Annotated in this window: 11 protein-coding genes; 3 read left to right on the forward strand and 8 right to left on the reverse strand. The window is 70.7% G+C overall.

Annotated elements, in window-relative coordinates; all coding sequences use genetic code 11:
* Positions 1-6 precede the first annotated feature (6 nt).
* Positions 7-1,173 (forward strand): TDT family transporter, encoded by a 1,167-nt coding sequence (locus tag ACIQNU_RS23595; protein ID WP_401369647.1) that lies wholly within the window; start codon positions 7-9, stop codon positions 1,171-1,173.
* Here the strand turns inward: ACIQNU_RS23595 and ACIQNU_RS23600 are convergent.
* From ACIQNU_RS23600 to ACIQNU_RS23615, 4 genes are all read right to left on the reverse strand, one after another.
* Positions 1,136-1,873: a helical backbone metal receptor gene (locus tag ACIQNU_RS23600; RefSeq protein WP_401369942.1), complete on the reverse strand. Its 738-nt coding sequence runs from the start codon at positions 1,871-1,873 to the stop codon at positions 1,136-1,138. The genes ACIQNU_RS23595 and ACIQNU_RS23600 overlap by 38 nt on opposite strands.
* Before the next feature lie 67 nt (positions 1,874-1,940).
* Entirely contained in the window at positions 1,941-2,531 is a 591-nt protein-coding gene (locus ACIQNU_RS23605) for a helix-turn-helix domain-containing protein (protein ID WP_401369649.1), read from the reverse strand.
* Between the two features lie 261 nt (positions 2,532-2,792).
* A complete protein-coding gene (locus tag ACIQNU_RS23610) occupies positions 2,793-5,357 on the reverse strand; it encodes an ABC transporter permease/substrate binding protein (protein WP_401369945.1) in 2,565 nt (854 codons plus the stop codon).
* 52 nt (positions 5,358-5,409) lie between these two features.
* Complete coding sequence (locus ACIQNU_RS23615; RefSeq protein WP_401369650.1) at positions 5,410-6,492, reverse strand: glycine betaine/L-proline ABC transporter ATP-binding protein; 1,083 nt, start codon at positions 6,490-6,492, stop codon at positions 5,410-5,412.
* A gap of 266 nt (positions 6,493-6,758) precedes the next feature.
* Here ACIQNU_RS23615 and ACIQNU_RS23620 point away from each other — a divergent pair, with 266 nt between their 5' ends.
* Both ACIQNU_RS23620 and ACIQNU_RS23625 read left to right on the forward strand, forming a co-directional pair.
* On the forward strand, positions 6,759-7,664 hold the full coding sequence (locus ACIQNU_RS23620; RefSeq protein WP_401369947.1) for a 5'-3' exonuclease H3TH domain-containing protein: 906 nt from the start codon (positions 6,759-6,761) through the stop codon (positions 7,662-7,664).
* 114 nt (positions 7,665-7,778) lie between these two features.
* The gene (locus ACIQNU_RS23625; protein ID WP_401369652.1) at positions 7,779-8,627 is read left to right on the forward strand and encodes a siderophore-interacting protein; all 849 of its coding nucleotides are present in this window, start codon (positions 7,779-7,781) and stop codon (positions 8,625-8,627) included.
* A 79-nt stretch (positions 8,628-8,706) separates the two neighbouring features.
* On the opposite strand, the gene ACIQNU_RS23630 is transcribed toward ACIQNU_RS23625, so the two are convergent.
* The 4 genes from ACIQNU_RS23630 to ACIQNU_RS23645 form a co-directional block, all read right to left on the reverse strand.
* Positions 8,707-9,486: an ABC transporter permease gene (locus ACIQNU_RS23630; protein WP_401369654.1), complete on the reverse strand. Its 780-nt coding sequence runs from the start codon at positions 9,484-9,486 to the stop codon at positions 8,707-8,709.
* Positions 9,483-10,526, reverse strand: a complete 1,044-nt coding sequence (locus ACIQNU_RS23635; RefSeq protein ID WP_401369656.1) for an ATP-binding cassette domain-containing protein — start codon at positions 10,524-10,526, stop codon at positions 9,483-9,485. Before ACIQNU_RS23635 ends, ACIQNU_RS23630 begins: the two co-directional genes overlap by 4 nt.
* A gap of 275 nt (positions 10,527-10,801) precedes the next feature.
* Positions 10,802-11,440, reverse strand: coding sequence for a PadR family transcriptional regulator (locus ACIQNU_RS23640; RefSeq protein ID WP_401369659.1), 639 nt, complete (start codon positions 11,438-11,440; stop codon positions 10,802-10,804).
* 202 nt (positions 11,441-11,642) lie between these two features.
* Positions 11,643-12,413 carry an AraC family transcriptional regulator gene (locus tag ACIQNU_RS23645; RefSeq protein WP_401369661.1) on the reverse strand — a complete coding sequence of 257 codons (771 nt, stop codon included), beginning with the start codon at positions 12,411-12,413 and terminating at the stop codon, positions 11,643-11,645.
* Positions 12,414-12,454 lie beyond the last annotated feature (41 nt).

Consider the following 12,454-nt stretch of genomic DNA (forward strand, 5'->3'; position numbering starts at 1 on the left):
GGGTTCATGGTCACCGTCGCCCAGCCCCGTACCCCCGCCGCCACCCCCTCGACCGCCCCCGGCCCCCTGTTCCGGCTGCGCACCGGTGTCCGGCATCTCGGCCCCAACTGGTACGCCTCCGTCATGGGCACCGCGATCGTCGCCACCGCCGGGGCGGGGCTGCCGGGTCCGGTGGGCCGGGTGCCGGGGCTGCGGACCGCGCTGACCGGGGTGTGGGCGCTGTCCCTGCTGATGCTCATCGCGCTGCTCGCCGCCCGCGCCCTGCACTGGGCGCACCACCGCGACCAGGCCCGCGCGCACCTCCTCGACCCGGCGATGGCGCCCTTCTACGGCTGTCTGTCGATGGCGCTCCTCGCGGTCGGCGGCGGCACTCTCGTGGTGGGCCGGGACTGGATCGGCGAGCGGGCGGCGGTCTCGCTGGACGTGGTGCTGTTCACGGCCGGGACGGTGATCGGTCTGGCGGCGGCGGTGGCGATCCCGTACCTGATGGTGGCGCGGCACCGGATCGAGCCGGGGCAGGCGACCCCGGTGTGGCTGCTGCCGGTGGTGGCGCCGATGGTGTCGGCGGCCCTGGGCCCGCTCCTGGTGCCGTATCTGCCGGCCGGGCAGCCCCGCGAGACGCTGCTCCTCGCGTGCTTCGCGCTGTTCGGGGTGAGTCTGCTGGCGACCCTGGTGATGCTTCCGGTGATCTTCGCCCGGCTGGTGACGGCGGGCCCGCTGCCGCTCGCGCTGACCCCCACGCTGTTCCTGGTCCTGGGGCCCCTTGGCCAGTCCACGACGGCCGTGCAGAAGATCGCCGACGCGGCGCCGGGAACCGTCCCGGGCCCGTACGCGCACGGGTTCTCGGTGTTCGCCGTGCTCTACGGGGTACCGGTCATGGGCTTCGCGCTGCTGTGGCTGGCGCTCGCCTCGGCGCTGGTGCTGCGGGCTTGGCGGCGCGGGATGCGGTTCGCGATGACGTGGTGGGCGTTCACGTTCCCCGTCGGCACCTGTGTCACGGGCGCCGGGGCGCTGGGCGCGCACACGGGTCTCGCGGCCTACGACGGGCTCGCGGTCGCGCTGTACGCGGTGCTGGTGGCGGCCTGGGCGGTGGCGGCCGTGCAGACGGTGCGGGGGCTGGCGGCCGGCCGGCTGCTCAGCGCGCCGCCGCGGCCCGCAGCGCCGCGCGGATGACGTCGGGCGCCCGCTCCAACGACGGCCCGTACCAGGTGAGATGGCGTCCGCTGACGAGCGCGGCGGGCACATCGAACGCCTCCGGGCCGTCGTCGGCCGTGAACCGGTACGGCTCGTCCGGCAGCACCACCAACTCGGCGCCCCTCGCCCGCAGTTCACCGATCGGGATCTTCGGATAGCGCTCCGCGTGGTCCGCGTAGAGGTTGTCGACGCCGAGCCGGGCCAGGACGTCTCCGGCGAAGGTGTCCCGGCCGACGACCATCCAGGGGCGCCGCCAGACGGGGATCACCGCGCGCGTGCGCGATGCCGGTTCCGGCAGCCGGGCCCAGGCGTCCTCGGCGGCGTCGAGCCAGCCGGGCCGGGAATCGGCACCGCACGCCCTCAGCACCCGGTCCAGCTCGCGGAACGCCTGCGGGAGCGTCCGCACCTCGGTGACCAGCACCTCGGTCCCGGCCGCGCGCAGGGCGTCCAGGTCGGGGGCGCGGTTCTCCTCCTCGTTGGCGATCACGAGGTCAGGGGCGAGCGCGAGGATGCCGGGCACATCGGGATTCTTGGTGCCGCCGATCCGGGTCACGTCGAGCCCGGCGGGGTGGCTGCACCAGTCCGTCGCCCCGACCAGCGCCCCCGGCAGGGTCTCGGCGACCGCCTCGGTGAGCGAGGGCACGAGGGAGACGACACGGGGGCGGTCCGGCGGGGGCATGGTGCTCCGATTCACGAACGGTGTTTCACGGGCGGTGATTCATGGGCGGTGATTCACGGGCGGTGATTCACGGGCGGTGACGGTCGGCGACCGCGTCGATGTGCTCGGCGACCGCGACGACCAGCACCCGGGTGTCCGGGACCGTGGCCCGCCAGCGGTGCCGTACCCCACCGGTGAGGTACAGCGTGTCGCCGCGCCCCAGCCGGTACGCCCTGCCCTCGGCCTCGATCTCCACGGCGCCGTCCGCCACGTACAGCAACTCGTCGTTGCGGTGCTGGAATTCGCGGCCCGCGTCATGGTCGCCGGTGAACTCCATCGCGTGCAACTGGTGGTGGCCGCGGACCAGTGAGCGGGAGCGGGCGTCGGGCGCCGGGGCGGTGTCCCGCGCGGTGCCCTGGGCCGTGCCGTCGGTGTCCCGTACGACGTCGACCGTGGCCGCCGGATCGCCCGCCGCGAGGAGTTCGACGGCCGTGGTGCCCAGGGCGTCGGCGACCTTCTCCAGGGAGCGCATGCTGGGGCGCGCCCGCTCGTTCTCGACCTGGCTCAGGAAGGGCACCGACAGACCGCTGCGCGCGGCGACGACGGCGAGGGTGAGTTCCAGGGCCCGGCGCCGCCGCCGCACGGCCGCGCCCACCCGCGGTGTCTCCTTGTCGTCCATCGCTCCGGCTCCCTCCTCTGCCATCGTGCCGCTGCCGCCGTGCCGCTGTCGCGCCGTGAGGTCCGCTCGCGGTCCCGTCAGGTGTGTGCTGTCCTGTCAGGTGTTTACGGTCCTGTCAGGTGTTCTGCACCCTACGCATGTTCGGCAAACAGCCGTCGCCAGTACAGCAGCTCTCCAGCCGGTCCGGGGCGCCGCCCGGGAAAACGGCGGAGGGGCGACCCGCCGTGAGGCGGGCCACCCCTCGGGTGCGGATCGGTCGGGTCAGGCCGTGGGAGCCATGCGTTCCGGCATCTCCGGGTGCTGCTCCAGCCAGGCCTTGACGGCCTCTTCCTCCTTGCCGGCGCCGCGCTTGTGGATCTCGTTCTCCAGCCCCGCGAGTTCGGCCTCGCTCAGCTTGAACTTCTTGAACCACTCGGTGAGCTGCGGGTACTGCTCGGGGAACTTCTCGCTGGCGACCGTACGGATGGTGTCGCCCTTGCCGAACAGGCCCTTGTCGTCCTTGAGCTTGGTCAGGTCGTACTCGTTGTAGGACCAGTGCGGGGTCCAGAGCATGACCGCGATCGGCTCCTTCTTGGCGTACGCGCGCTTCAGCTCGGCGAGCATCGCGGGCGTCGAGCCGTCGACGACCTTGAACTCCTTGTCCAGGCCGTAGCCGGGCAGGACCTTGTTCTTGAGGATGTTCATGGTCTCGGTGCCGGGCTCGATCCCGATGACCCTGCCGTTGAACTCCCCGCCGCGCCCCTTGAGATCTTCCAGCGACTTCACGCCCTTCACATACGAGGGCACCGCGACCTCAAGGGAGGTCGGGCTGTACCACGTACCGAGGTCGTTGAGTTTGTCGCCGTACTTGTCCCAGTACTTCTTCTGTGTGTACGGCAGCCAGCCGTCGAACTGGACGTCGAGCTGTCCCGCCGCCAGTGCCGTGTACATCGGGCCGACCGCGAACTGCTTCAGGTTCATGCGGTAGCCGCGGTCCTCCAGGACCGCCTTCCACAGATAGGTGACGGCGATGTCCTCCTCCCAGGGGAACCACGCCACGTTCAGCGGGCGGGCCGCCTCACTCAGGTTCTTGCCCTGCGTGGTCGAACCGCCGGGCAGCGGCGCCCACTTGTCGACCAGGCCCGGGTTCGCCTTCAGCCAGGTGCGGACGGCATCCTGCTCCTTGCCCTTGCCGGCCTTCTGGATCTCCGCCTCCAGTCCGGTGAGCTGCTTCTCGGTCATCTTGAAGTTCTTCAGCCACGCCCCGACCTCGGGGTTGTCCTTCGCGAACCCCTTGCGCGCGAGCGTGTGGACACCGTCGCCCTTGCCCCACGACACCTTCGGGTCCTTGAGCTTCTTCAGGTCGAAGTCGCTGTACGCCCAGTGCGGCGACCAGAGCGTGACCGCGATGGGCTCCTTCTTGGCGTACGCGCGCTTCAGCTCGGCGAGCATCGCGGGCGTCGAGCCGTCGACGACCTTGTACTCCTTGTCCAGGCCGTAGTCCCCCAGGACCTTGTCCTTGAGCAGGCCCATCATGCCGGCGCTCGGCTCGATGCCGACGATGCGGCCCTTGAAGGTGTCCGCCTTGCCCTTGAGGTCCTCCATCGAGTCGATGCCGTCGACGTAGGAGGGCACGGCGATCTCCAGCGAGGTCGGGCCGAACCAGGAGCCCATGTCCTCCAGCTTGTCGCCGTACTTCTTCCAGTACTCGGCGTGCGTGACCGGCAGCCAGGAGTCCGTCTCGAAGTCGATCTGCCCCTGCGCGAGCCCGGTGTAGAGCGGCCCGGCGGTGTACTGGGTGGTCTCGACCTCGAAGCCGCGCTGTTCGAGCATCTCCTTCCAGAGGTACGTGGACGCGATGCCCTCGTCCCACGGGATGTAGCCGATCTTGAGCTGCTTGCCCTTGCCGACGTTCCCGGACGCCTCGGCGGTCTGGGACGGGCTGGAGCCGAAGATGCCCATGCCCCCGGCGACCAGCGCCAGGACGATCACGCCGACGACGGCGACCGCCGGGCGGGGCCGGTGGTTCCAGATCTTCAGGCCCTCGGCGGCGCGCGCCTTGGCGGCGGCGCGGCGGCCCAGGGGGGAGATCTGGCTGCCGAGCGCGCCGGTCATCCGGTCCAGGTAGATGGCGAGGACGACGATGCCGAGGCCGGCCTCGAAGCCGAGGCCGATGTCGAGCTGGCCGATGGCCTCGTTGACGGCGCCGCCGAGACCGCCGGTGCCGACCATGCCGGCGATGACGACCATGGACAGGCCCAGCATGATGACCTGGTTGACGCCGGCCATGATCGTCGGCAGCGCGAGCGGCAGTTGCACGCGCAGCAGGGTGTTGCGGGGTGTCGTACCGAACGCGTCGGCGGCCTCCACGAGTTCCGCGTCGACCTGCCGGATGCCCAGCTCGGTCATGCGGACGCCGGGGGCGAGCGCGAAGATCAGGGTGGCGATGACTCCGGCCGGTACGCCCATGCCGAAGAAGAGGATCGCCGGGATCAGCAGGACCATCGACGGCATGGTCTGCAAGAGGTCGAGGACCGGGCGCACGACGGAGCTGACGGTCTTCGAGCGGGCCGCCCAGATGCCGAGGGGCACGGATATGACCAGGGCGATGACGGTGGCGACGATCACCAGGGACAGGGTCGACATCGCCCGTTCCCAGAGGTCCATCGAGTCGATCAGCGCGAATCCGGCGAAGGCGAGGACGCCCGCGACCAGGCCGCGCAGCCACCAGGCGAGCAGCGCGAAGATGCCCGCGAGGAGCAGCGGCTCGGGCGCCGTGAGCACCGCGTTGACGCCGTCGTACATGCCCTCGACGACCGTCTTGACGGCGTCGAAGAGCCAGGACATGTGGGTGACGAGCCATTCGACGCTGCTGTCGACCCAGTCGCCGAGGTGGATCCTAGGCACCGGCGATCACCTTCTTGCCCTGGTCGCGCGGGGCGTCACAGGGGCCGGGGGCGCCGTTCTGGTCGCCGAGGAAGCCGACGAGCCGCTGCTGCGGGACGACGCCCACGATGTGCCGTTCCTTGTCGAGGACGGAGACGGCGTGGGACACGCGCGCGCTGATCGCGCACAGCTCACCGAACGGGGTGTCGACGGTCGCCGTCTCGCAGGTGCAGGTGCCCTCATCGCCCACGAGGTCGGTGGTCATCACGGAGGCGGCCGTGAGGACGCGGGAGCGGTCGACGTCCTGGGTGAACGCGGCGACGTAGTCGTTGGCCGGGGTGACGAGGATGTCCTCGGCGCTGCCGGTCTGGACGATGCGTCCGTCGCGCATGACGGCGATCTGGTCGCCCAGACGCATGGCCTCGTTGAGGTCGTGCGTGATGAAGACGATGGTCTTCTTGAGCCGTTTCTGCAGCTCCAGGAGCTGGTCCTGCATGTCGCGCCGGATCAGCGGGTCGAGCGCGCTGAACGACTCGTCCATGAGCAGCAGGTCGGCGTCCGTGGCGAGCGCGCGGGCGAGGCCGACGCGCTGCTGCATTCCGCCGGACAGCTCGTCGGGCCAGGACTCCTCCCAGCCCGCGAGCCCGGTGAGTTCCAGGGCTTCGGTGGCCCGCCGCTCCCGCTCGGCGCGCGCGACGCCCTGTACCTCCAGGCCGTACGCGGCGTTCTCCAGGACGCTGCGGTGCGGGAAGAGGGCGAAGTGCTGGAAGACCATGCTGATCTTCTGGGAGCGGACACCGCGCAGATCGCGCGCGCTCAGCCCCGTCAGGTCCTGACCGTCGAAGCGGACCCGGCCCGCGGTCGGCTCCAGCAGTCCGTTGAGCATGCGCAGCAATGTGGACTTGCCGGACCCGGACAATCCCATGACGACGAAGATCTGGCCGGGTTCCACGGTGAAGGACGCGTCGATGACGGCGGCGGTGGTCCCGTCGGCGCGCAGTTCCTCACGGTCTCCGCCAGTGCGGAGCCGTTCCACGGCGGCATCGGGTCGTCTGCCGAACACCTTGAACAGGTGTTCGGCTTCAAGCCTGGACACATAAACCTCTCGGGTCGAACCATGACGGCCCGCCTCCCCCGCCGGCGGGCCGTGGAGCCGCGGGTTCCGCCCGCCTCACCGGGCTCGCGTCTGGCTGAAAACGGTCCTGGTTCGCTCCGGGTGCGCGCCTGCCCCGCTTCGACCGGGGCAAACACAGGAGTGGCCCAGTTCACAGTTCGTCCCTTTCTGTCCGGTGCGGGCGGCCGAGGGCGGCTGTCGGTGGGGTGCGGCATGATGCGGACGTGACTCAGCGAACGCGACGGCTCATGCTCCTCGACTCCGCTTCCCTGTACTTCCGGGCCTATTTCGGGGTCCCGGAGTCCGTGCGGGCCCCGGACGGCACCCCGGTCAACGCGGTGCGGGGGCTGCTCGAATTCATCGACCGGCTGGTCAAGGACCACCATCCGGACGATCTGGTCGCGTGCATGGACGCCGACTGGCGCCCGCAGTGGCGGGTCGACCTCATCCCGTCGTACAAGGCGCACCGGGTCGCCGAGGTCACCGAGTCGGGCCCGGACACGGAGGAGGTCCCGGACACCCTGTCGCCGCAGGTGCCGGTCATCGAGGCCGTCCTGGACGCGCTGGGCATCGCCCGCGTGGGCGTCGAGGGGTACGAGGCGGACGATGTGATCGGCACCTTCACCGCCCGCGCCTCGGGCCCGGTCGACATCGTCACCGGCGACCGCGACCTCTACCAGCTCGTGGACGACGCGCGGGGCGTCCGCGTCCTGTATCCCCTGAAGGGCGTGGGCACCCTCCAGCTCACGGACGAGGCGGTCCTCCGCGAGAAGTACGGCGTGGACGGTTCGGGGTACGCCGATCTGGCCACGCTGCGCGGCGACCCCAGCGACGGTCTGCCCGGTGTCCCCGGCATCGGCGAGAAGACGGCGGCGAAGCTGCTCGCCGAGTTCGGCGACCTGGCCGGGATCATGGCCGCCGTCGACAAGCCCACCGCCCGCCTCACCCCGTCGCAGCGCAAACGGCTGCACGAGTCCCGCCCGTACATCGCCGTGGCGCCGACGGTCGTCAAGGTCGCCGACGACGTACCGCTGCCCCCGGTCGACACGGCGCTCCCCCACGCCCCGCGCGACCCGGCGGCCCTCGACACGCTCGCGACCCGCTGGGGCCTCGGCGGCTCCCTCAACCGGCTGCTCACCACACTCCAGACGTGACGCCCCTCCCCCGAGGCTTCTCCCCTTGAGGCTCCCTTCTCATGAGGCTCCCTTCTCACAGGACGAGGTGTTAACTTAGGTAAACCTAAGTAATTCGTGATCAGGGGAGGCCGCATGGCAGAGCGACCGGCACGCAAGGCGCCGACCACCCACCTGGGAGAGGTCGTGCGCACCGAGTGGCTCACCCCGCACATGGTGCGTGTGGTGCTCGGCGGTGACGGGCTCGCCGAGTTCTCGGCGGGCGAGTGCACCGACCACTATGTGAAGCTGCTCTTCGCGCCCGAGGGCGTGACCTATCCGGAGCCCTTCGACATCCAGCAGATCCGCGCGGACCTGCCGCGCGACCAGTGGCCCGTGACCCGTACGTACACCGTGCGCGCCTGGGACGCGGCCACCCGCGAACTCACCCTCGACTTCGTCGTCCACGGCGACGAAGGTCTCGCCGGACCGTGGGCCGCGTCCGTACAGCCCGGCGCCACGGTACGGCTCCTCGGCCCCGGCGGCGCCTACGCACCGGACGCCGGCGCCGGCTGGCATCTGCTCGCCGGTGACGAGAGCGCGCTGCCCGCCATTGCCACCGCCCTGGAGGCGATGCCCGAGGGTGCGGAGGTCCGTGCCTTCATCGAGGTGTCCGGGCCCGAGGAGGAGCAGAAGATCGACTCGGCGGCCGAGGTCGTCTGGCTGCACCGCGAGGGGCGTCCGGTCGGCGAGGCCCTGCTGGAGGCCGTACGTGCCCTGGACTTCCCCTCGGGTCGGGTGCAGGCGTTCGTCCACGGCGAGGCCGGCTTCGTGAAGGAGCTGCGCCGGCTGCTGCGGATCGACCATGGCGTACCCCGCGAGGACCTGTCGATCTCGGGCTACTGGCGCGTCGGTCACAACGAGGACGGCTGGCAGGCGTCGAAGCGGGAGTGGAACGCGCGGGTCGAGGCCGAGCAGGAGACCACCGAGCCCGCGGCCCCCTGACCGACTCCCGGCACGCCGCACCGGCACCCCACGCAGGTACGCGGTGCCGGCACCCCGCACCGGGCCCCCGCCCCGGCCGCTACACGGACCGCTGGTACGCGCGGAAGGTCCGCGTCGACAGCCACACCGCCACCACGGCGACGGCGAGCAGCGCACCGCCCCTGGTGAGGACGGTCCCCCAGTCCGCGTCGGCGGCCATCGCCGAACGCCCGGCGACTATCGCCCAGTTGAGCGGGTTGAAGTCGGCCATGTCCCGCATCCAGCCGGGCATCTGCGACGGCGCCATGAAGGCGGACGACAGGAACGTCAGCGGCAGCAGCAGAAAGGTGTTGATGCCGATGATCGATTCGCGCTGCCGCACCAGCATGCCGACGACGTTGGACAGCGCGCCGAACACCGTGCCGAGCAGGACCGAGGCGACGATCAGGACCACCACGCCGATGGCCCCGCCCGGGTAGTCGGCGCCGCCGAGCCTGCCGAGCGCCACGATCACCAGGGACTGGAGTGCGGTCGTCAGGCCCTGTTGCACCACGTTCGCGTTCATCAGGGCGCTGCGGCTGACCGGTGTGACCAGGAAGCGGTTGAGTGTGCCGCGCTCTATTTCCTCCAGCGTGCCCATCCCGGCCCACATGTTGGAGCTGAGGGCGCTCATCACCACGATGCCGGGCACCAGGTAGTCGAGGTAGCTGGTGGTGCCGAAGCCACCCAGCTCGACGACCTTCTTGAAGAGGTTCCCGAAGAGGAACAGCCAGACCGCGGGCTGGATCAGCATCAGCACGAGATACGCGGGCTGCCGCAGCACCGCCATCAGTTGACGCTGCGTCATGTACCAGGTCTGGGTCAGGGTCGCCGTACTCATCGGGCACCTCCGACGGGGGCCGGCTCGGCGCCACCGTGCGCGACGGCGCCCACTGCGGCTGCCGACTCGGCCTCGGCCTCGGAGTAGCGGCGTCCGGCGTAGCGCAGATAGACGTCGTCCAGGGACGGGCGCGCGACGGTGGCCGCTGCGACGGCGACCCCGATCCGTTCCAGCGCGGTGAGCAGCGCGGGCACGGCCGCCGCTCCGTCGTCGGCGCGGGCGCTGACCCGGCGCCCGTCGATCAGTACCTCGTGCACCCCGGACAGACCGCCGAGCGCGCCGCGCAGCAGGGTGCCCCCGCCGTCGCCGACGGCTTCGCGCAGCTCCAGGTGGACTGCGTCGCCGCGCAGTTCGCCCTTCAGGAGGTCGGGGGTGCCTTCGACGACGACCCGGCCGCGGTCCACGATGGCGATACGTTCGGCCAGCCGGTCGGCTTCTTCGAGGTGGTGCGTGGTGAGCAGGATGGTCAGGCCCTCGTCGCCGGTGAGCCGTGCGATCTCGTCCCACATCGCGGTGCGTGCCTCGGGGTCGAGTCCGGTCGTCGGCTCGTCCAGGAACAGCACTTCGGGCCGGTGGACCAGTCCGAGCGCCACGTCCAGGCGCCGCTGCATGCCACCGGAGTACCCCTTGACCTGGCGGTCCGCCGCGTCAACAAGGCTGAAACGGTCGAGCAGTTCACCGACGCGGCGGTTGAGGGCCGGGCCCCGCATGCCGTGGAGCCTGCCCTGTAGGCGGAGGTTCTCGCGGCCGGTGGCGACCGGGTCGGCGCCGGACTTCTGGGCGACGACGCCGATCGCGCGGCGCACCCGGTCCGGGTGGCGCAGCACGTCGTGTCCCGCGACGGTGGCGGCGCCCGAGTCGGGGCGGGCGAGGGTGGTGAGGATCTTGATGGTGGTGGACTTGCCGGCGCCGTTGGGCCCGAGGAGCCCGAAGACCGTGCCCGGCTCGACGGTGATGTCCATACCGGCCAGGGCGGTGACCTCGCCGGGATAGGTCTTGATCAGTTGACGCGCCTCGACCGCGGGCGCACGTGTACTCATGTCGACAGCTCTCCTGTGTGAGCGGTTGTCTCGGACGGGCCGAGCCGAAACCGCGGGAAGAGCGCCGGGCTATCCTGGGTGTGCCGCACCTCGATCGCCTGGCCTGCTTCACCGTGGGTCCGGTCCGGGGTTCGTGACCCTGGCGGGGACTGCTGCAACAGCTCCTGCCGGGGTCTTTTTCACGGGCTTTGTGTGACGCGGGGACTTTCCGGAACCGATCCGGGATGTCTTCGGGATCTCTCCAGGTCCCCTCCGGGGTCTCTCTGGGACCTCCCTCAGGTCGGATCCTGGAGTTCGCCGAACTCCGGTGGCAGTTCGCCGGTCTCGTGGAAGCGGCGCCAGGCGTCGACGCCGTCCAGAGAGCCGGTGTGGATCTCCTTGAGGAATCCGCCGACCCACTCCACCTGGGCCTCGATCATGTGAAGTTGGTACTCGACCTCCACCAGGAAGAGCCGGGGCACCGTCTCGTACAGCTTCGCCAGGCCGCCGCGGACCCCCGCCGCCTCCACCTCCAGCTTGGCCAGCCGCTCCTCCAGGAGTTGGGCGGCCTCGTCCGGGTGTATGACGCCCATCAGGGACAGGGCGGTCTCGAAGATCGGGTATTCACGGGCGGGGACGGCGAGCAACTGGGACAGCCACTCGGTCATCTCCTCGCGCCCCGCGTCCGTCAGGCCGTAGAGGGTGCGCTCGGGGCGGTTTCCCTGCCGCTGCACGTCGGTGATCTCGACGAAGCCGTGCTTCTCCAGGTTCTGCACCACCGTGTACAGCGAGCCGTAGTTGATCTTCGTGCTCTGGTCCTTGCCCTGGCGCCGCAGGGTCTGCGCGATCTCGTACGGATGCATGGGCTTCTCGGTGAGCGCGACCATCACGGTCAGCGCCAGCGGATTGCTCAGCTTGCGGCGTTGCGACGCCATCGGTGACACCTCACTTTCCCCCGCCCACACGCGTACGACACCGACATCGATCGCCAGCATCCTCGTAACCGAATATCCGAGTACGAACATATCGCGAGTTCACGACTGGCGTCAATACACGATGTATCGCGAATCAAAGCGGGAGGCATGGCGTGGCGCAAGGCTCGACGCAGGGTGCAGCGCAAGGGGTTGGCTGAAGCGGTCAGGGCCGCCGCTTGTAGGTGCCCGGCGTGTGGCCGAAGGCGCGGCGGAACACGTCGATGAACGCGCTGGTGGAGGACCATCCGCAGCGATGGGCCACCGCCGTCACCGGCACGTCGTCCGCCAGCATCCGCAGGGCGTGGTAGAGCCGAAGCTGCGTACGCCACTGCGGAAAGGTCATGCCCAGCTCTTCACGGAAGAGGCGGCTGAGGGTCCGCTCCCCCGCCCCCGCGCCACTCGCCAGCGCGGCCAGGGTGCGCGGGTCGGCGGGGTTGTCGTGCAGGACTCCGCAGACGGCCCTGAGGCGAGGGTCGGTGGGGGCGGGCAGCTGGACGGGCTCCTGCGGGGAGGCGCGCAATTGGTCGAGGAGGACCGCCCGCAGGCGCGACGCCTCCGCGCTGTCGTCCCGCGGGTCCCTCGTGCACGCGAGGATCAGCTCCCGCAGCAGCGGGCCGACGGCGAGCACCGTGGGGGCGTCGAGGGCGAGGGGGTTGGCGTCGGGGGGCAGGCCGAGCAGGTGCAGGTCGAGGTGGCCGTGGGCGCGGTGGGAGTGGACGCATCCGGCGGGGACCCAGATGGCCCGGTTGCCGGGGGCGAACCAGGTGCCGACGTCCGTCGTGACGGCCAGGACGCCGGAGCCCGCGTAGATGATCTGGTGGTCGTCGTGGCGGTGGGCGTCGATGCTCTCCCCCGGAGCCAGCGCCTGCGTGCGGGTGGGCGCCTCGGGGGTGTGGCGGACGGAGCGCCGGGCGGAGTGGCGGATGTTCGGCATACCTTGGCATTTTATTGGAAGCGCGCCACATCGCGCCCTGG

Origin of the sequence: Streptomyces sp. NPDC091292 (assembly GCF_044757265.1) — a bacterium.
Classification (GTDB): domain Bacteria; phylum Actinomycetota; class Actinomycetes; order Streptomycetales; family Streptomycetaceae; genus Streptomyces.